The sequence below is a fragment of the Gordonia hongkongensis genome, from assembly GCF_023078355.1.
GTDB lineage: Bacteria > Actinomycetota > Actinomycetes > Mycobacteriales > Mycobacteriaceae > Gordonia > Gordonia hongkongensis.
Window position 1 is genome coordinate 427,896 of record NZ_CP095552.1, and the last position, 17,985, is coordinate 445,880.

Sequence of the window (17,985 nt, forward strand, 5' to 3'; positions counted from 1 at the left end):
CGGACTCGCACGTGGTGACACGACGAGGTCCCGGGTGCACTCCGGGGGGATTGTCGGTGAGGGAGTTGGCGAGATGTCGAGGCGATTGATCGCGGGTCTGGTGTGCCTGATGGTGGGGATTCTGTCGACCCCGGCCATCGCCGACGCCGCTCCCAAACAGGTGGCGCGCATCGCCAAATCCGAGAAGCTGAGTGCGCTGCGTACCGACATCTGGGTCTTCTCACCGGCGATGAACGAGCGGATCAAGCTGTCGGTCCTCACCCCGGTCGGCGGCTCGACGCCGCGGTCGACGGTCTACATGCTCGACGGTGCCGGCGCCGAGGGTGAGGTCAGCGACTGGATCACGAAGGGTCGCGCCGGCCGCTTCTTCGCCGACAAGAACGTCAACGTCGTACTCCCCACCGGAGGAAAGGGCACCTTCTACACCGACTGGCAGAAGAAGGACGCCGCGCTCGGCAAGCCGATGTGGGAGACGTTCCTCACCAAGGAGCTGCCGCCGCTGATCGACGACCGGTTCGACGGCAACGGCCGCAACGCGGTCATCGGGCTGTCGATGGGTGGGCAGGCCGCGTTCTCCCTGGCCATCCGACACCCGGAGATGTACACCGGCGTCGCCTCGCTCAGCGGCTGCCCGCCGGTGTCCGGTCCCGTCAACGAGGCCTACGTCCGTACGACGGTCGGTCGCGACGGCGGCGACGCCACCAACATGTGGGGCCCGTTCGGCTCCGCGGGCTGGCGCGCACACGACCCGAGTCTTCATCTCGACCGGTTGCGCGGAAAGAACATCTTCATCGCCGCCGGGTCCGGCGCCATCGGCCCCCTCGACCTCCAGCGTCAGATCGAGCCGGACGAGGGGCCGCGCGACGTCGTGACGGCATCCTCGTCGGCGCTCGAACTGGGTGCCTACCGCTGTTCGCTCGAGTTCGCCATCACGATGCGTGCCGCGGGGGTGCCCTACACCGACGGTTTCCGCCTCATCGGAACCCACACGTGGGCGTACTGGGAGCGCGACCTCGCGGCCCTGTGGCCGACCATCGGCCGGGGGCTCTGACCGGCTCGGGGTCCAGGATCAGCTCCGGGGACCGTCCCAGCTCTCGGCGAACCGCAGGAACACGTCGTCCTCGGCGGCGTTGGTGACGGTCACCCGCACGCCGTCGCCGTCGAACGGGCGGACCACCACCCCGGCGTCGACGCAGGCGCGCGCGAAGTCCATCGACGCCGCTCCCAGGTCGAGCCACACGAAGTTGGCTTGCGAATCGGGGACCCGGTAGCCCGCGTCGCGCAGTCGTGCGGTGACGCGGGCCCGTTCGGCGACGACCGCGTCGGTGCGGGCCAGCAACTGGTCCCCGGCGTCGAGGCTGGCGAGCGCGGCGGCCTGGGCGACGCTGCTGACCGAGAACGGCACATGAACCTTGCCGAGGGCGGTGATGACCTCCGGATCGGCGATCGCGTAACCCACGCGCAGCCCGGCCAGCCCGTACGCCTTCGAGAAGGTGCGCAGCACCACGAGGTTGCGGAACTCGCGTCGGAGTTCGAGTGCGTCGTACGCCTGACTCGACGGCAAGCGCAGGTATTCGAAGTACGCCTCGTCGAGAGCGACGATGACGTCGGACGGCACGTTCTGCAGGAACTCCCGCAGGTCGGCTGCCTCGACCACGGTCCCGGTCGGGTTGTTGGGATTGCACACGAAGATCAGCCGCGTGCGGTCGGTGACCGCGTCGGCCATCGCGCGTAGGTCGTAGGTCAGATCGCCGGTGAGCGGGACCTGGACCGGTGTCGCGCCCGCGACGCGCGTCGCCAGGGGATAGGTCTCGAAGGACCGCCACCCGAAGACCACCTCGTCGCCCGGTCCGCTGGTGACGAGGATGAGGTTCTGGCAGAGGATGACCGACCCGCATCCCACCTGGACCTCGTCTTCGGTGACCCCGAGGCTCTTGGCCAGCGCTGCGGTCAGCTCCACCATCCCGTTGTCGGGGTAGCGGTTCACGGCTGCGGCCGCCGCGCCGATCGCCTCGACGACGCTCGGCAGCGGACCTTCGGTGACCTCGTTGCTGGCGAGCTTCACCGCTCCCGGAAACGTCTTGCCCGGTACGTATACGGGAAGGTCGTCCAGGTCGGGGCGGATTCGCAGGCTCACCCGACCAATGTAGGCCGCGACCCCGATGAGGCAGAAACCGGCTCTGACCAACCGGTTTGCTTGTGGACGCGAAGGGTGTGTAACCTTTCGACTCGGCAGTTCGAAAGGACTCCGCCAAGGAGGCGTGCCAGAGCGGCCGAATGGGACTCACTGCTAATGAGTTGTCTCGCTAAAACGGGACCGGAGGTTCAAATCCTCTCGCCTCCGCCACCGCAGTCGGCCGACGGCGGTACAACTGAATAGCACGCGCCCGTAGCTCAACGGATAGAGCATCTGACTACGGATCAGAAGGTTTGGGGTTCGAATCCCTACGGGCGCACCACAGAGGCCCGTCACCGATCCCGGTGACGGGCCTCTTCTGTGTGCACCGGAACCCTGGGTGGGTGGGCGAGGTGCCGGTGCTGTCTTCCATCCTCGCCGGCGTCCGGGACGTCGACACGAGTACGGCACTACCCCAATCGGTGGTGGGGTCTACGTGCGGAGGATCACCAACTGCTGAGTCGCCCGGGTCATCGACACGTAGCGGTCGACCGCGCCTTCGGTGCCCGCGCCGAAGGCGTCGGGGTCGACGAGCACCACGAGGTCGAACTCGAGCCCCTTGGCGAGGGTGGGGGTGAGCGACCGCACGCGGGCGGTCCCGGCGAAGCCGGGTTCGCCGATCACACAGGCGATTCCGTCTCGATGCGTCGAGGTCCAGTCGTCGACCACGGTGTCGAGGTCCGCGCGGTCGCCGTAGGTGACCGGAATGCCCGCGCGCCGAACCGAAGTCGGCACGTTCGCGTCGGGGAGCGCCGCGCGGATGACGGGGGCGGCCGCATCCATGATCTCTTCCGGGGTCCGGTAGTTGATCGTGAGTCCCGCCGAGGTGACGTCGCGCAGGCCGACGCGCCGAAGCCGCTCTGCCCATGACTCGGGGAATCCGCGTCGTGCCTGCGCGCGGTCGCCGACGACGGTGAAGCTCTTCGACGGGCAACGGTCGATCAGCATCTGCCACTGGGCGTCGGTGAGTTCCTGCGCTTCGTCGACGACGATGTGCGCGAACGGCCCGGACAGTGGGCGGGCGGTCTCGCTCACGGACCCGTCCCCGAGGTTGTGGCGCAGGTTCTCGTGCCGGAGCATCGTCATGAGTCCCTCGCCGTCGTCGTGGACCTCGGCGGCGATCAGGTCGTCGACCACCTGGTCGATCCGCTCGCGTTCCTTCGCCAGGTCCGCGCGCTGTCGGCGACGACGGGCCGACGCTGCCGGGTCCCCGATCCGGCGGTGGGCGCGGTCGAGGACCGGCAGGTCGGCATCGGTCCAGGCATCGGGGACGCTGCGCTGGAGTGCGCGTACCTCGCCGGGTGACAGCCACGGCGCACACATGCGGAGGAAGGCCGGCACCGACCACAGGTCACCGACGATCTCGGCGGCGTCCAGGATCGGCCATGCCCGCGAGAAGGTTGCCGCGAGTTCGTCATTCGCGGCCAACGCACGACGCAGCGCGTGCTGGGGCACGTCGTCGTCTTGTCGCGACGCGATGATCGACACCAGTTCTTCCCACACCTCCTCCCGCTCCTCGTTGTGTGCGGTTCCGCGCTCGGCTGCGTCGAAGGCGTCTGCCCAGTCGTCCGCGGTCAGAGTCGTCTCCATCCAGGGTGTTTCGACCACGAACGGCGTCGTCGGCGGTTGTTCGTAGAACTTCACCGCCGGCTCGACCGCCTCGACCATGCGAGCCGACGACTTCATCCGTGCCACGTCGACGTCGGCTTCGGTTGTCGCCGAATCGCCTTCGACGACGAGATCGGCGAGAGTGCAGGTCTGGACGCTCTCCTCGCCGAGGCTCGGCAGCACATCGGCGACGTAGGCGAGGTACGGCCGATGAGGTCCGACGACGAGCAACCCGCCTCGACGACCGGCGAGGCGCGGATCGGCGTAGACGAGGTAGGCGGCACGATGCAGCGCGACGACGGTCTTGCCGGTTCCCGGCCCGCCGTCGACGACGAGGGTCCCGTGCGAGCCGGCTCGGATGATCGCGTCCTGATCGGTGGCGATGGTGCCCAGGACATCTCGCATGCGCGGGGAACGACTGGCGCCGAGGTCGGCGAGGAACGCGGACTGCTCGTCGAGCGCGGCGTGGGAGGCGAGCACCGCGGGGTCGTCGACGAAGACCTCGTCCCAGTAGTCGGTGATCCGGCCGTGGGTCCAGCGGTAGCGGCGTCGGCTCACCAGTCCCATCGGGTCGCGGCGGGTGGCGGCGAAGAACGGCGCGGCCAGCGGGGTGCGCCAGTCGACGAGCAGGGTCTCGCCGGCGGCATCGGTCAGCCCGAGCCGGCCGATGTAGAGGATCTCCCCGTCGTCGCGGACCAGCCGACCCAGGCACAGGTCGAGGCCGAACCGCCGCAGCGATCGGATACGTGCGCCGAGCTGGTGGATCTCCATGTCGCGGTCGACGGCCCGACGACCCCTGCCACCGGCCTCGCGCCGAAGGTGCTGCAGGCGCTCGTCGGTGTCGGCCAAGGTGCGTCGCAGGTTCGTGGTGATCGAGGCGAAGTGTCGGGTGTCGTCGGCGACGAGGGCCGGATCGTTCTTCGGGGACAGGCTGTCGGGGAGGGCGAACACCGCGGTGGTCGTTGACGTCGCGTTGTCTTGGACTGGGGGCACAGAGATGACTCCGAATCAGCAGGTGGCAGGGGTGGTCGTCGCAGGTGAGACAGCGATTCTGCACCGGATGGGGGGTCTTGCGGCAAGCCCCTGTCCAGGGCTTATGGTGAAAGGGGCAGAGATCGGCGGGTGCGCAGGTGAAACGGACCCCGATATCACTTGTCCTGGACGTCCGCGCAGCTGTTGCAGCCCGCGGTGCTGTATGTGAAAGTACTTTCAGTTCACTACGGTGAACTCTTTTCGGTGGGGCCTGTCAGGGGGCTGCCGCCCCCGAGGGCACGGGGGTGGGGCGGCAGCGCGGCCACGGTCTCCGCGTCTCACTCGTCAGTGTTCGGGCTCATTCGACCGACTGGTTCGCTGTCGTCGCGGCATCGCCATGACCTGCGGTCTTCCGATCGTCGAGGTGGGCTCCCGACTTCGCGCCGTAAGGTCGGAGAGGGAATGACGCGCGGCGTCGAGCCGAACCGATGATTTCGGCTGAGGCCGCGCCGCGTCGACGACGACGCTCGAGAATCCGACCGGAGGCCGACGATGGGACAGCCGTACGGGGGGCCGAACCCCGGCGCTCACGACCCTCGACGCCGCGACGGAGGCGGCAGCCAGACCGGCGGGTCGCCTCGCGATCTCTACGGGCAACCCGTAGTACCGCAGCTCTATCCGCCGCTCGGTTACGCCGCGGACGGGACCCCGATGTTCCGCCCCGGCCAGCCGACCAACACCGAGCTCACCCTGGCCGAGCGCGCCGAGCGTGCCGAGGCCGAACGCGTCGCGGCGGCCGAGCGGGAGGCCGAAAGCGCCGACGGCCGACCGGGTTCACGCATCCGCAAGGTGCCCACCGCAACCCTCATCCTGACCCTGGGCGTGGTGGTGCTGCTCGTGGTGGCTTTCGTCGGGTTCCTCGGGCTGCGGGAGGAGGCACCGCAGGACCGCTTCGCCGACTCGCCGGCGGTCACCGACACCATGCCGATCCCACGCACCTTCGAACCGCCCAGCCTCACCCCGCCCGACCCGGGACAGCAGCTCCCAGGTCAACCCGGTGAGCGGATCGATCCGCAGAACAAACCGGTGACCTACGAGGCGACCATCGACGGGCAGGCCACCATCCTCTACGTCGACGACAACGGCCTGCGCTCGGAGTTCGCCCCGACGAATCCGTGGACCGTCCAGTTCACCGGCGGGGTCAACCCGCTGCGCCTCTTGGTCATCGCGGGAACGGGTAGCTCGGTGAGTTGCTCGATCACGGTCGCGGGCGAGGTGGTGGTCGAAGACACCGTGACGCCGTCATCGCCCCGCCGAACCGCGTCCTGTATCGCCTGAACGGTCACGTCTTCGGGGTCCCGGGCCGGGTGATCGGTCGGGTGACCAGGTCGTCCGATGTGTGATCGGGGCGGTTGCTCGCTACCGTGGTCACGTGAGTTCTCCGCAGACAGCCCCTGACAGCGGTCAGTCCTCCGCCACCAACGACGAGTTCAAGACGATGCTCACGTGGCGAGGCGAAGACACCGATCGACTGGAACAGGTCCGCCTGGTCGTGTCCGGCGCACGACTCAAGGCCTATGGACGGATCATCGCCGCGGCGACCGCCGACCACGAGGCGTTCTCCGCGTCCTACGAGCTGCAGACCACCGATGCCGGTGTGGTCAAGCGGCTCACCGTTCACCTGGTTCGCACTGACGGTGAGACGCAGTTCGGCATCACGCGCGACGACGAGGGCACGTGGCTGATCCGTCGTCCCGACGGTGAGACCACCCGTTCGGACTTCGACGGCGCCGAAGACGTGGACCTCGCATTGTCACCGATGTTCAACGCCTTGCCGATCCGGCGACGTGCTCTCTCGGCGTCGACTCCCGGAGCGGTCGAGATCCCGGTCGCGTACATGTACCTGCCCAGCGGAGACGTGAAGCCGGCGACGATGTCGTACACCCCGGGCACGGACGGATTCCGTGTGGTGTCGCCGCTTGCGACCACCACCATCACCGTCGACGAGAACAACTTCGTCGTCGACTACCCGGGCCTCGCGCGCCGGGTCTGACGTGTGCGGGCGGCCCCAGGGACACGGCGCGGCGGTCAGCCCACCCACACCCGGCCCTGATGGGCCTGCCGGCGTAGTTCCTGCTGCCACCCGTCGTCGCCGACCGTCACCCCGGAGATGACCTCCGCGGCGCCGGAATGCAGTTGCTCGTACGCCTTTCGCGCGCGGTGCCCGTCGTCGACGAGTACTTCGGCGGTTCCGTGGTCGCGGAGTTCGTCGCGCACGGCGGTGAGGCGGTCGATCGTCTCGCTGAGGACGTTGAGCACGGCGATGCCGTTGGCCTCGATCATCGCGCGTTGCAGGGCGGGTGCGGTGCCGGCGACCCGGGTGCCGTCACGGAAGCTGCCGGCGGCCAGGCGTAGGGCGAGGTCGCTCTCACCGGCCCCGACGGCGGCCGTGGCCGCGGCGGTCAGGTGTGGCAGATGCGAGATCGCGGCGACCGCCCGATCGTGCGCGTCGGGTGCGACCGGCACCACTCGCGAGCCGACCGTCACGGCCAGCGCGGCCACCGTGAGCCAGTCGTCGGCCGGGGTGTGATCGGTGGTGGTGACCGCCCACATGGCCCCGTCGAAGAGGGTGGCGTCGGTTGCCGCCCAGCCCGACGAACTGGTCCCGGCCATCGGATGCCCGCCGACGTATCGACCTCCGGGATGCAGATCGGCGAGTAGGCGCTCGACTTCCTGCTTGACGCTGATGACGTCGGTGACCAGGAGCCCGGGCGCGTTCTCGGCGATGGCCGTCACCAGGGGGCCGATCGTCGTCACCGGTGTCGCGAGCACGAGCAGCGCGTCCGACGACGCCGCGCGCCAAAGCGTCGCAACAAGATCCGCGGACGCGTCATACCCGTCGCCGATGGCCGCATCGACGGTCGTGGCCGACCGGTTGTAGCCGAACGCCTCGTGCCCGGCGTCGTGCAGGGCCCGCAGCAGCGAGCCGCCGATCAGGCCGAGACCCAGCACACAGACCGGCGTGGGAAGGGCGACAGCGGGGGACGACGGCGCGGCAGTCACCCTGACACGTTCCCATACCGGTCATGCCCGGTGAACCGGGACTTGGGAGTACCGGTGATAGGGGCTACGGTTTGTCGCATGGCCGGTGCCGGATTTGGGAAGTCGGGGTCGAACGCGCAGGACGTGGACGACGACATCGACGGTTTCGCCGTGGCGGTCGTCCGCGACGAGAGCGGGTGGAAGGTCACCGCGATGAAACCGTCGGCGCTCTCTGATCTCGAGGACGCCGAGACCCAGTTGCGTGAGCTGCGTTCGGCGGGCGCGGTCTTCGGGCTCCTCGACGTCGACGACGAGTTCTTCATCATCGTCCGGCCGTCGCCGACCGGGGCGCGTCTCCTGATCTCCGATGCGACCGCCTCCGTCGACTACGACATCGCGGTCGACGCATTGGACGCCCTCAACATCGAGGTCCCCGACATCGATCCGGACGAGCTCGATCAGATCGATCCGTGGGAGGAAGGGGACCTCGGGTTGCTCGCGGACCTGGGACTGCCCGACGCGGTCATGAGCATCATCGTCGGGGACACCGATCTGTACGCCGACGAACAGCTCGGCATGATCGCGGCGCGGCTCGGTTTCGCCGACGAGCTGGGCAAGGTTCTCGACTCGCTCGGCCACTGAGCCCGCACGAAGCCGCGCGATGAGTGCGCCCGCCTGGGAGGCCATGGTCCGCTCCGCGCTCGACGCGGCGGCACTGTCGGGGACCGACGACGTACCCATCGGGGCAGTCGTGTTCGACCCCGAGGGCGTCGAACTGGCCCGCGCCGCCAACCGTCGCGAGGCCGATTCCGATCCGACGGCCCACGCCGAGGTGCTTGCGCTGCGTGCCGCGGCGCGGGCGTTCGGTGATGGATGGCGGCTCCCGGGATGCACTATCGCGGTGACCGTCGAACCGTGCACCATGTGTGCCGGAGCGATCACGCTGTCCCGGGTCGACGCCGTCGTCTTCGGGGCGTGGGAGCCCAAGACCGGTGCCGTCGGTTCGCTGTGGGACGTCGTCCGCGATCCACGGCTGTCACATCGCCCCCAGGTGAAGGGCGGCGTCCTCGAAGCCGAGTGCCGCGCACTCATGGTCGACTTCTTCGCCACCCGACGACACCCGTGACCGTCGTCATCTCGGGGTCGTGAGGACTCAAGATCGGTGAGATCTCAGGGTGCAGACCGGTGGTCGGTGGCGGGCGGTCCTGGCAGATTGGACGTCAGCATCCCCGATCCGCGAGGAGTAATCATGACCGATCCGTCCGACAAGGTGACCGCGGCCTTCGACACCGCCAAGGCCAAGATCAACGAGTTCGCCGAGAGCGGCAAGGTCCAGGAGGCGCTGGGTACCGCGCGCGACAAGATCGACGAGTTCGTCGAGAGCAAGCAGGTCCAGGACGCGCTGGGCACCGCCAAGGACAAGCTCAACGATCTCGCCGAGAACGAGAAGGTCCAAGAGGCGTTCAGTACCGCCAAGGACAAGATCAACGAGGTGTCCCAGAAGTTCAACAGCCGCTGACAGGTCGCTGACCTGCGGTCATGCAGCTCAGTGCACACCTGTGGCACGGTGGGATGCGGGAGTCCGCTCCCCAGGCGGCGCCAGTGTCGAGCAGCCGGCGCGTCGGTCGTCGCCGAGTTCTTCCACATCGGACGGCACCCGGCCGCGCCGAACCTCACCGAGGAGGCTTCATGGGAACCACGGACGACGCCAAGAACAAGGCCGAAGAGCTCAAGGGTCGCGGCAAGGAAGCTGCCGGCAGCCTCACCGACGATCAGGACCTCAAGAACGAGGGCAAGGGCGACCAGGCGCAGGCCGAGGGCAAGCAGAAGATCACCGACGCCGCCGACGCCGTCAAGGGCAAGATCGACGACGTCAAGGACAAGCTGACCGGCCACTAGGCCCCCTGCTCCCTGAGGTGCGAGGAGCGATAGCGACAAGCCTCGAAGGGGCCTGCCGAGACGAGTTGCGAGGACCCTTCGTGACGCTCGCAAGCTCGCTCCTCAGGGGGCGGGGGTGGGCCTGAGCAGCCGATTTAAGTCTGACCGCGGGTCTGCGGTACAGTCTTCGGCGGTGGCGTGTCCGAGCGGCCGAAGGTGCAGCACTCGAAATGCTGTGTGCGGTAACCCCGTACCGAGGGTTCAAATCCCTCCGCCACCGCCAGAAATGGCCCCCCATCCTCACGGATGGGGGGCCATTTCGCATCTCTGGGAGAGCGGTGGTCGGTCAGCCCATACTGAACGGCTTTCCGTACACGGCGATCGACTGCGACACGTTGTCGGTGGTGATGCTCACCTTGGCGTACGACCGGGCCTGCGCGTAACCGGCGCAGCCGTTCACCATCATGGTCTCGTTGGTGTACGCCAGCGTGCCCTTGCCGCCGGAGAAGCTGATCGACGACGAGTGGCCGGCGGCACCGAACGCGTCTTTGTACTCACGGTCGTTGATGACGTAGTTGACCGCCTGGCCGGGCCCGATGGTCACGCCGGCGCCGGTCTCGGCCGTCGTGGTCGCGCTCTGGAGGTCGAAGTCGGGTGCGGTCGCGCCGGCCCTGCTGTTCGAGTTACCGCCCAGCGTCAGCTGGCAGCCGACGATGTAGCCGGCGCCGACACCGATCTTCGCGGCCGGGTCGGACGTGGTCACCACATACTTGCCGGACACCCAGGCGTTGCGGTGCAGGGGCGTGGCGCCCATCGACGGGGTGATCCGCGCGGACTCTTTGCTGCGCGTGATGGTCACCGTCGTACCGTCTTTCAACTTCTTCGTGACGGATTGCCCGGGGAGTTGGACGGTGGTGTCGGCGTGTGCGGGTGCGGCATCGAGGACGGGTATCAGTGCCGCGCAGGCGACTGCGGTCGTGGACGCGATGATCCGGGTGCGCGCGGTGCGGCGCTTGGCGACGGTCATGGGAGCTCCGATTCGGCGGGTCATGGTGGTGGGCAACGGGTTCGCGGTCAGCCGATGGAGAACGGCTTGCCGTAGAGGTTCACCTTCTGGTGCACCTCGCCGGTGGTCTCGATCGTGGTGAATGCTCGCGCCTGGGCGTATCCGCCGCAGTTCTGCACGTCGATCTGCGCGTCGTCGTAACCGAGGTGGTAGGTACCGGCCTTCTCGATGTTCTTGGTGTTCAACACCACGAACGTGACGTCGCCGGCGGCCAGCGGGACGGTCAGGGTGCCCGACAGGGAGGGTGCGGTCGGGGTCAGCGATCCGGACAGACCGCCCTGAAGGCCCTTGATGTTCACCTGGCACCCGATGATGTAACCGGTGGACAGGGTGGCGGCGGCGCCGTTCGTTGCGGTTCCGTTGCTTCCGGGCAGCGTCGTCTCGCCGGCCGCGCCGACGCTCGGTCCTGCCTTGGCGGGCTTGAGATTCGGTGCGTACAAGGTGATTTGACCGCTGACCCAGGTGGTCCTGGACACCCCGTTGGCGGCCATCGACGCCGAGACCCGCGCGCTCTCCTCGGACCGGACGATCTGGATGCCCTCACCTTTCGCGGTGCCGCCCGGAAGCCGGACGAATGCATCTGCACCCGCCGACGCGGCGCCGGCCAGCAGCGCGGCAGTGACCGATCCGCCGATGAGTGCGGACAGTCCGACGGCCCGCAGGGTTCGTTGTGTCATCTCGTGCTCTCCTCGTGTCATCTACCCGTTCGGAAACGGGGTGTCGCATGCGCGTCGGGACTCATCGCAGGGGGAGGCCCGACAGTGCGGCAGGGTGGGATCGTAGGTGAACGTACCCTAAATATGAGATGAGTGAAAAACTATGTAGTGGGTTGACACCGACCCGCCTGGTAAAGGTAGCCTAACCTCTGCAAGGCGAGGGTCTCATGCCGGTGCGAGCCGGCGGAGCCGCCCGCGAGTTCTACGAGTTCGGCTGCACGGCAGACGAACTCGCTACACATACGGGGATGTGTGAGTCAGACGTCGGCTTCATGTTCGCCGCTGAGCGGCGCCCACGACACCCATGGCTCGCTGCCCGCGGTGCACACCGGTGACGCCGTCATCGACTTCGAACGGTTCTACGAGTCCGTGGAATGGATGGCCGAGCAACTGGTCTCCTGCGGGGTCCGCGCGGGCAGTCGGGTGGGCCTCGTGATCCGCACGGGTTGGGAGTTCGTGCTTGCCTGGCATTCCTTGCTGGAGGTCGACGCCGTCACGGTTCCGATCGTCCTCGGCCCATCGTGCGAACCGGCGCATTCGTGCGAGATCGGTTTCGTGCTTGCTCATGTCGACCAATGCATCGAGGTCGAGGATCTGGTCGAAGCCGCCGTGCCCCGGAAGCACTGCCGTCAGATGTACCGCGTCGGCGACGAGTTCGTCCTCGCTGCACTCCGGACGGCGGACATGCTCCGGAACGAGGGCGGCCTCGTCGTCGACCTCGGCGACGGATCACAAGACGCCACAGGCCAACTCATCGCCGAGGCGGAGCGGATGGTGGCAGACGTCGGGCTGCGTCGTGGCGAGTATGTGTCTTTCGAAGGCGATCTCGGTACTCGCGACACCATGGTCCGGATCCTCGCCTGCGCGTCGGCCGGCGCATGCGTCGCGGTCGACGCCCCGTACGGCGAGCCCCACTGGGGTGCCCCGAGCACTCGCTGACCGATGCCCGATGCTCAGCGCAGTGCGCCCGCGACCCGGTCCGAGAGGTCGGTCTCGCGACGCCTGCGGAGGAGCTCGACGACCTCGTCGATGCCGGATTTCGATGGCAACCAGAGTGATTCGGCGAGAACCTGGATGAGTCGGGTTCGGGTGAGCCGGGCTGGCCGCCGCCCGATCCGGGTCAGGATGTCCGCGGCGGACAACGCGGTTGCGTGCTCGGCCCGTCGAACGGCGAAGGTGTGCGGCCCGAAGTCGAGGAACACGGGCGTACCCGGTTCCAGTTCGAGCTCATCGATGAACCGCTTGATCGAGCCGGTCCGTGCCTGAACCGATGCCCACGTGAAAGCCTGTGTGCCCAGCTCGGTCTCGAGTGTGACCGGTGAACCGGGGCCGATGCCGAGAAGGCCGGCGAGTGCGCTGGGTATGTTGAAACCCGTTCCGCGACACTGCGCGGGAGTGATCGTCGTCGACCAGTGCACGACGTCGTCTTCGCGGTACAGTCCGCGCGTTCGTCCCGGCGTCCGCCGCGGCCGATGTGGTCGTTCGCGTCGGGTGACGATGCCGTCGCGAATCTGGAATTCGCCGGCGCCTGCGTACGCACGGATCGTGGTGTCGCTGAACTCGTGTCGGCCCTGGATCGTCGCGATGACGTCGTCGATGGGTGCGGCGCCGTCGTGGTCGGAGAGAATCGCATCGATCTGCAGATGCACCGGCTCGTACCGGCGAAGCCCCCACTCGGCGAGGCCGTAGCGGGTGCGATCGGTCTTGACGATGCGGGCGTCCGAGGTGATGGCGTTACGGATGCTGGCCTGTGCGCGGGGAATCGGTCGCATGGCGTCGACGATCTCGCCGAAGGTCAGTGGTGCGCCGCTTTCTCCGAGCACAGCGGCGACGACGTCACCCGTCGACGAGGTCATCGCGATCGCGTGGTCACCGAGCACCGCGTATCCCGTGCGACGCAACCATCGTGCGCCGGACGCGCGGGTCAGGCTGAGGCCGGCGGCGACGGCGTCGACCGGAACCAGCCCGCCGGTGTCGGCGGCGCCGTCGGCGACCGTCTTCGTCAGCTTGGCGACGGCGCGCAACGTGCCCCGGATGATCCAATCCTCGGTCGTGCGCAGGCCGGAGGCCCTGGCCACCACGCGCCAGCAAGGTGCGTCGTCAACGCCGACGAGGGCCCCGGCGATCGGTACGTCGGCAACGAGCCGGACGGCGTCGGCGATCGGGGCGGTCGCACGATGGATCGCGGTGGACACTTCGGCCAGCGGGGGTGTCGTGCCGACCACGGAGGCGAGTCGCCGACGCAGTGAGCGGTCGATCTGGGTGACTCGCTCGCGGGACGATCCGAGGAGCTCGGCCACCTCGGATTGCGTCCGTGGGTGCAGGGCGTAGATGCGCTCGGTCAGTACTCGACGGTCCCGGTCCGAGAGCCCCGCCTCGAAGTCGGCGATGGCGGCTTTCGCCGCTGCCTCGGTGCCCGATCGCCCGGCCGTCGGTGGCACATTCGGGGACGCGGTCATCGGTGGCAGTTCCTCAGCGGACGGTGGCGGGTCGCCGGTCGGCAGTGACAACAAAGGCTACCCGCGCGGGACTCAGGCCTGACCGTCCGACGGTTCGATGTCCCGACGGAGTTGCCCGGTGATCTCGTCGATCTTCGCTCCCGTCGTGGGCGCGAAACGCGAGTCGTCGAAGCGAGGCCTCCCGTCGACACGCAAGTCGTACCGCCGGAGTTTGTCCCGCACCGGATCTTTCATCTCCGCGAAGACGAGTTCGATGTCGTGGGTGCGGAGGTAATCGTCGAGTTCGACGAGTTCGTCGACAGCGGTGGCGTCGATGTCGACGATGGGCTCGGCGGCGATGATCACGGTGTGGAGCTCTCGCCCCGCTGTTCTCGCCTCGCGGACTTTGCCTCGGACGTAGTCGTCGAACATGCCGCCGTTGGCGAAGAACAACGGGGCGTCGAATCGGATGATGAGCACACCGTCGATGCGTTCGGCCTCGGGATGGCGGGTCACATCGTGGTAGCCGCGCAGTCCCGGAACCCGCCCCAACTCCGTCCGGTACGGTCGCCACGCGAGATTCACGAAGGCGATGAACGACAGGCCGATCGCAACCAGGATGCCCTGCAGGACACCGATCAGCGCGACACCGAGGAACGCGGCGATCGACAGCGCACCCTCGACCCAGTTTGCGCGGAACAGCGCCACCACGCCGGAGATGTCGATCAACGAGATGGCCGCGGCGATCACGACGGCGGCCAGCGCTGCTGACGGAAGGTAGGCGGTGACTCCCGGTGCGACGAAGATGAACACGACGATCAGAAGCGCCCCGACGACCGCGGCGAGTTGGGATTTGGCGCCGGCCTGTTCGGCCACCGGGGTGCGGGAGGACGACGCCGAGATCGCGAAGCCGCTCAGGAAGCCGGTGGCGATGTTCGCGGTGCCGATGGCCGCCATCTCCTGGCTGCCGTTGACCTGGTCACCCGCACGCGCGGCGAATGTTCGCGACAGCACGCTGGTGTCCGCGAACGCGATCAGCGCGATACCGACGGCCGGGCCGATCAGGCTGATGACGTCGTCGAGGGTCACGCCTTCCAGGGACGGCGACGGGAATCCGCGGGGCATCGCTCCGACGACCGGCAGGTCATCGGACCAGCCGAAGACCGCGACTGCGATGATCGAGGCCACCACGGCGACCAGGACTCCCGGAATGGCTTTGCGCCAGAACTTGAGTGCGAAGATCAGGACCAGGCACGACACCCCGATGACCGTCGGCAGCAGTTCGGCCTCCCCGGACGCGACACCCTTGACGATGTTGATCGCCTCCTGGATGACCGAGTCACCGTCGACGCTGAAGCCCAACAGTTTCGGCAACTGGCTGAGCACCACGACCAGTGCGATCCCGTTGAGGTAGCCGATGCGGATGGGTTTGGACAGCAGGTCGGTGACGAAGCCGAGCCGGAGGAGGCCGCCGATCAGCAGCACCAGACCGACCTCGATGGCGAGTACGCCGGCCAAAGCGATGCGCTCGGCGTCGAATGCTGCGAGCGGAATGATCGACGCCGCGATGATCGGGGCGAGCGACGAGTCGGGGCCGAGGACCAAGATGCGGGACGGTCCGACTACGGCGTAGACGAGCAGCGGTATGACCGTTGCGTAGAGACCGGTGACCGGTGGCAACCCGGCGACTTCGGCGTACCCCATGCCGGCGGGAATGAGCAACGCTGTCAGGACGATCCCGGCGACGATGTCACCCTTCAGCCATGACTGCTCGTAGCTGCGGAGCACTCCCAGTCCGGGCAGGAATCGTGAGACCGTTTCCGGTTGCATCAGGCGATTATGAGCCCTGGCGGCGGTTTCGGCCTCTCTTTGCCCAGTAGTTGTCGTGCCGTTTGCGATTGTGTCAGGCGGTGACCGCCCGGGGGCGTGTCGCGGGTCCGTTGTCCGCGGCGGGATCACGGGCGACAGGGCCAGGGCGATGGTGCCGGTGACCGTGAGATGCGCGGGGGCTTCGGCGTGCAGGGTGCGACGATGCCGGGACAGGTCGACGACGGTGATGTCGACCATGGTCGCACCCGCCAGATGAGTCCCCGGGAAAGCGACATCGAGCAGTGCGGAGTGAAGCGGGAGGGCGGCGTCGACATGGACGACGACGCGTTCCCGGGCGACGATCGCAGACGTGACCCGGGTGACCAGCGTCGGGAACCACACCCCGGTCGGGCACAGGGATTGGCAGACGGGCTCGCCGTCGGCATCGAGGTAGAACGCGATCTTGCGGTGCAGCGATTCGGTGCGGAGGGACAGGTCGCCGGCGACGACGTCCGGTCCGACGGTGCGTAACGGTGTTCCCCACGTCGCGGTGTCGAACGATCTGGTCACGGTGACGCCTTTCAGAGAGGGCAGAATGTCGAACAAGGTCACCGCATCAGATCTACTCCGCATCATGTTGCTGCGGAACGCATCCGGGCGCTAAGAGTTCGTCAATTCGACTGCTGGCCGTCGAAGGTCTCGAGTGCGAAGTCGCGTGCCGCGTCGAGAGCTCCCGGCTCGACCCCCATCCCGGCGGTCACCAGCGCGCCCTCATGGAGGATGAACAGTCGCTGTGCCAATGTGTGCGAGTCGGGCACGCCGGCCTTCGTCGCGATCGAGGTGAAGAGGTCCTGGAGCTCGTGCTTCTGCCCGACGATGATCGAGAACGCGGGATGCCCGGGATCGCTGATCTCGGCGTGCGCGTTGATCATTGCGCAGCCCTTGTGGCCGCGGTCCTCCGACCAGTCCCGCGTGGCGTCGAAGATCGCCGCGAGTTGTGCGCTCGGCGACGCATCGGCGGCGTCCAGGCGGGACCGGAGGAACTCTTGCCAGGCGGCGTTGCGGGCACGCAGATACTCGACGACCAGTTGCTCCTTGGAGCCGAAGCGGTCGTAGAGCGTGCGTTTCGTGACGCCCGCGGCTGCCGCGATGGAGTCGACACCGACCGCGTGGATGCCGTGTTCGTAGAACAGTGCCGAGGCCGCGTCGAGGATGAGTCGGGCCTTGGGTGTCCACTCCACGGTCGAGAGTGTGGTCTCGGCAGTCACATGACAAAGACTACACCGATCGGTAAGGTCGTCTGCATGCGAACTTCACAGATCGGTATACCTGCGCGATGGGTGACAGTTGTCATGTCGGCGGTGTTCGTCGTCTGTTGGTCGTCGGGTTTCATCGGCGCGAAGCTGGGCGCGGGTGAGGCGCCGGTGCTCACGGTCCTCATGTGGCGATTCCTGGTGGTCGCGGTCGTACTCGGGGCCGCGGTGTACTTCCGGTGGCGTCGGCGTGGCCTCGCGCCGATGTCCGGGCGAGCGGTCGGTTCCCAGGTCGTCATCGGTGCGCTCTCGCAAGCCGGCTACACGGTCACGGTGTACTGGGCGATCGCTCTCGGCGTCAGCACCGGGACGACCGCACTCATCGACGGTGTCCAACCGCTCGTCGTCGCCGCACTGGCAGGTCCGTTGCTCGGGGCGGTCACCCACCGACGACGGTGGTGGGGTCTGCTCGTCGGGGCGGCCGGGGTTGTACTGGTCACCTGGTCGGACGCGACGTCATCCGCGGACGCGCCGTGGTGGGCGTATCTCGTCCCGCTGCTCGGTATGGCCGCGCTGGTTGCCGCCACCTTCCTCGAACGACGCGTCGTCGACCCGCCGTCACCCATGATCATCCTGGCGATCCACTGCGGCGTCTCCGCGGTGATCTTCACCGCGGCAGGCCTTCTCGCGGGGGTGGCGGTGCCGCCGGCCGACCGCACCTTCTGGCTGGCGATCGCCTGGCTGTCGATCCTGTCGACGCTCGGCGGTTACGGGCTGTACTGGATACTTCTACGACGGTCCGGCGTCACCTCGGTGAACACGCTGATGTTCCTGATGCCGCCCGTCACCGCGGTGTGGGGCACCGCGATGTACGGCGAACCCTTCGGCTGGGCAACGGCTCTCGGGCTTGCCATGGCCGGTGGCGCCACCTGGGTCGTGAATCGGGCGGAGTCGTCGACCAAGGTGCGTGACCGGCGCCGGGCTGCTGAAGCTGTGGGGGCATTGTGATCCGCCTGGCGGACCCAAT

The 17,985-nt window shown here is 67.8% G+C and carries 17 protein-coding genes and 3 tRNA genes; 12 read left to right on the forward strand and 8 right to left on the reverse strand.

Annotated features, from left to right (window positions below; translation table 11 throughout):
- Nucleotides 1-73: 73 nt before the first annotated feature.
- Nucleotides 74-1,051, forward strand: a complete 978-nt coding sequence (locus MVF96_RS01875) for an alpha/beta hydrolase (protein WP_058250980.1) — start codon at nucleotides 74-76, stop codon at nucleotides 1,049-1,051.
- Nucleotides 1,052-1,069: 18 nt separating this feature from the next.
- Here the strand turns inward: MVF96_RS01875 and hisC are convergent, their stop codons facing one another.
- Entirely contained in the window at nucleotides 1,070-2,137 is a 1,068-nt protein-coding gene (gene hisC / locus MVF96_RS01880; RefSeq protein WP_247450987.1) for a histidinol-phosphate transaminase, read from the reverse strand.
- A 118-nt stretch (nucleotides 2,138-2,255) separates the two neighbouring features.
- Here hisC and MVF96_RS01885 point away from each other — a divergent pair.
- Together MVF96_RS01885 and MVF96_RS01890 are read left to right on the forward strand one after the other, a co-directional pair.
- Nucleotides 2,256-2,347, forward strand: a tRNA-Ser gene (locus MVF96_RS01885).
- 36 nt (nucleotides 2,348-2,383) lie between these two features.
- Nucleotides 2,384-2,459, forward strand: a tRNA-Arg gene (locus tag MVF96_RS01890).
- Between the two features lie 149 nt (nucleotides 2,460-2,608).
- On the opposite strand, the gene helR is transcribed toward MVF96_RS01890, so the two are convergent.
- Complete coding sequence (gene helR / locus MVF96_RS01895; RefSeq protein WP_272498766.1) at nucleotides 2,609-4,777, reverse strand: RNA polymerase recycling motor ATPase HelR; 2,169 nt, start codon at nucleotides 4,775-4,777, stop codon at nucleotides 2,609-2,611.
- A gap of 531 nt (nucleotides 4,778-5,308) precedes the next feature.
- On the opposite strand from helR, the gene MVF96_RS01900 reads away from it, so the two are divergent.
- Together MVF96_RS01900 and MVF96_RS01905 are read left to right on the forward strand one after the other, a co-directional pair.
- On the forward strand, nucleotides 5,309-6,094 hold the full coding sequence (locus MVF96_RS01900) for a hypothetical protein (RefSeq protein WP_247450988.1): 786 nt from the start codon (nucleotides 5,309-5,311) through the stop codon (nucleotides 6,092-6,094).
- A gap of 160 nt (nucleotides 6,095-6,254) precedes the next feature.
- Nucleotides 6,255-6,809, forward strand: a complete 555-nt coding sequence (locus MVF96_RS01905; protein WP_082652894.1) for a putative glycolipid-binding domain-containing protein — start codon at nucleotides 6,255-6,257, stop codon at nucleotides 6,807-6,809.
- A 35-nt stretch (nucleotides 6,810-6,844) separates the two neighbouring features.
- Here the strand turns inward: MVF96_RS01905 and MVF96_RS01910 are convergent, their stop codons facing one another.
- On the reverse strand, nucleotides 6,845-7,819 hold the full coding sequence (locus MVF96_RS01910) for a prephenate dehydrogenase (protein ID WP_226512220.1): 975 nt from the start codon (nucleotides 7,817-7,819) through the stop codon (nucleotides 6,845-6,847).
- Between the two features lie 78 nt (nucleotides 7,820-7,897).
- Here MVF96_RS01910 and MVF96_RS01915 point away from each other — a divergent pair, with 78 nt between their 5' ends.
- The 5 genes from MVF96_RS01915 (at nucleotide 7,898) to MVF96_RS01935 (ending at nucleotide 9,959) form a co-directional block, all read left to right on the forward strand.
- Nucleotides 7,898-8,440: a tRNA adenosine deaminase-associated protein gene (locus tag MVF96_RS01915; RefSeq protein ID WP_058250986.1), complete on the forward strand. Its 543-nt coding sequence runs from the start codon at nucleotides 7,898-7,900 to the stop codon at nucleotides 8,438-8,440.
- Nucleotides 8,441-8,459: 19 nt separating this feature from the next.
- The gene (locus MVF96_RS01920) at nucleotides 8,460-8,924 is read left to right on the forward strand and encodes a nucleoside deaminase (RefSeq protein ID WP_171011642.1); all 465 of its coding nucleotides are present in this window, start codon (nucleotides 8,460-8,462) and stop codon (nucleotides 8,922-8,924) included.
- Between the two features lie 123 nt (nucleotides 8,925-9,047).
- Nucleotides 9,048-9,317: a hypothetical protein gene (locus MVF96_RS01925; protein WP_137810127.1), complete on the forward strand. Its 270-nt coding sequence runs from the start codon at nucleotides 9,048-9,050 to the stop codon at nucleotides 9,315-9,317.
- Between the two features lie 170 nt (nucleotides 9,318-9,487).
- On the forward strand, nucleotides 9,488-9,697 hold the full coding sequence (locus MVF96_RS01930; protein WP_058250988.1) for a CsbD family protein: 210 nt from the start codon (nucleotides 9,488-9,490) through the stop codon (nucleotides 9,695-9,697).
- Between the two features lie 171 nt (nucleotides 9,698-9,868).
- Nucleotides 9,869-9,959, forward strand: a tRNA-Ser gene (locus MVF96_RS01935).
- A 63-nt stretch (nucleotides 9,960-10,022) separates the two neighbouring features.
- Here the strand turns inward: MVF96_RS01935 and MVF96_RS01940 are convergent.
- Both MVF96_RS01940 and MVF96_RS01945 read right to left on the reverse strand, forming a co-directional pair.
- Nucleotides 10,023-10,703, reverse strand: a complete 681-nt coding sequence (locus MVF96_RS01940) for an MspA family porin (protein WP_238994991.1) — start codon at nucleotides 10,701-10,703, stop codon at nucleotides 10,023-10,025.
- A 47-nt stretch (nucleotides 10,704-10,750) separates the two neighbouring features.
- Nucleotides 10,751-11,419, reverse strand: coding sequence for an MspA family porin (locus tag MVF96_RS01945; RefSeq protein WP_159369866.1), 669 nt, complete (start codon nucleotides 11,417-11,419; stop codon nucleotides 10,751-10,753).
- 291 nt (nucleotides 11,420-11,710) lie between these two features.
- On the opposite strand from MVF96_RS01945, the gene MVF96_RS01950 reads away from it, so the two are divergent.
- On the forward strand, nucleotides 11,711-12,397 hold the full coding sequence (locus MVF96_RS01950; RefSeq protein ID WP_247450990.1) for an AMP-binding protein: 687 nt from the start codon (nucleotides 11,711-11,713) through the stop codon (nucleotides 12,395-12,397).
- Between the two features lie 14 nt (nucleotides 12,398-12,411).
- Here MVF96_RS01950 and MVF96_RS01955 read toward each other — a convergent pair whose 3' ends face one another.
- From MVF96_RS01955 to MVF96_RS01965, 3 genes are all read right to left on the reverse strand, one after another.
- Nucleotides 12,412-13,917 (reverse strand): sigma factor-like helix-turn-helix DNA-binding protein, encoded by a 1,506-nt coding sequence (locus tag MVF96_RS01955; RefSeq protein WP_247450992.1) that lies wholly within the window; start codon nucleotides 13,915-13,917, stop codon nucleotides 12,412-12,414.
- Nucleotides 13,918-13,989: 72 nt separating this feature from the next.
- Nucleotides 13,990-15,726: a SulP family inorganic anion transporter gene (locus MVF96_RS01960; RefSeq protein ID WP_247452183.1), complete on the reverse strand. Its 1,737-nt coding sequence runs from the start codon at nucleotides 15,724-15,726 to the stop codon at nucleotides 13,990-13,992.
- 650 nt (nucleotides 15,727-16,376) lie between these two features.
- Complete coding sequence (locus tag MVF96_RS01965) at nucleotides 16,377-16,973, reverse strand: TetR/AcrR family transcriptional regulator (protein ID WP_226512227.1); 597 nt, start codon at nucleotides 16,971-16,973, stop codon at nucleotides 16,377-16,379.
- A gap of 36 nt (nucleotides 16,974-17,009) precedes the next feature.
- On the opposite strand from MVF96_RS01965, the gene MVF96_RS01970 reads away from it, so the two are divergent.
- Nucleotides 17,010-17,966 (forward strand): DMT family transporter, encoded by a 957-nt coding sequence (locus tag MVF96_RS01970; protein ID WP_247450994.1) that lies wholly within the window; start codon nucleotides 17,010-17,012, stop codon nucleotides 17,964-17,966.
- Nucleotides 17,967-17,985: the final 19 nt, after the last annotated feature.

Coding starts and splice junctions, on each gene's coding strand:
- MVF96_RS01955 (WP_247450992.1), bottom strand. CDS start 13,917: ATGACCGCGTCCCCGAATGTGCCACCGACGGCCGGGCGATCGGGCACC.
- MVF96_RS01970 (WP_247450994.1), top strand. CDS start 17,010: ATGCGAACTTCACAGATCGGTATACCTGCGCGATGGGTGACAGTTGTC.
- MVF96_RS01875 (WP_058250980.1), top strand. CDS start 74: ATGTCGAGGCGATTGATCGCGGGTCTGGTGTGCCTGATGGTGGGGATT.
- MVF96_RS01930 (WP_058250988.1), top strand. CDS start 9,488: ATGGGAACCACGGACGACGCCAAGAACAAGGCCGAAGAGCTCAAGGGT.
- MVF96_RS01905 (WP_082652894.1), top strand. CDS start 6,255: ATGCTCACGTGGCGAGGCGAAGACACCGATCGACTGGAACAGGTCCGC.
- MVF96_RS01940 (WP_238994991.1), bottom strand. CDS start 10,703: ATGACCGTCGCCAAGCGCCGCACCGCGCGCACCCGGATCATCGCGTCC.
- MVF96_RS01900 (WP_247450988.1), top strand. CDS start 5,309: ATGGGACAGCCGTACGGGGGGCCGAACCCCGGCGCTCACGACCCTCGA.
- MVF96_RS01960 (WP_247452183.1), bottom strand. CDS start 15,726: ATGCAACCGGAAACGGTCTCACGATTCCTGCCCGGACTGGGAGTGCTC.
- MVF96_RS01945 (WP_159369866.1), bottom strand. CDS start 11,419: ATGACACAACGAACCCTGCGGGCCGTCGGACTGTCCGCACTCATCGGC.
- MVF96_RS01915 (WP_058250986.1), top strand. CDS start 7,898: ATGGCCGGTGCCGGATTTGGGAAGTCGGGGTCGAACGCGCAGGACGTG.
- MVF96_RS01925 (WP_137810127.1), top strand. CDS start 9,048: ATGACCGATCCGTCCGACAAGGTGACCGCGGCCTTCGACACCGCCAAG.
- MVF96_RS01920 (WP_171011642.1), top strand. CDS start 8,460: ATGAGTGCGCCCGCCTGGGAGGCCATGGTCCGCTCCGCGCTCGACGCG.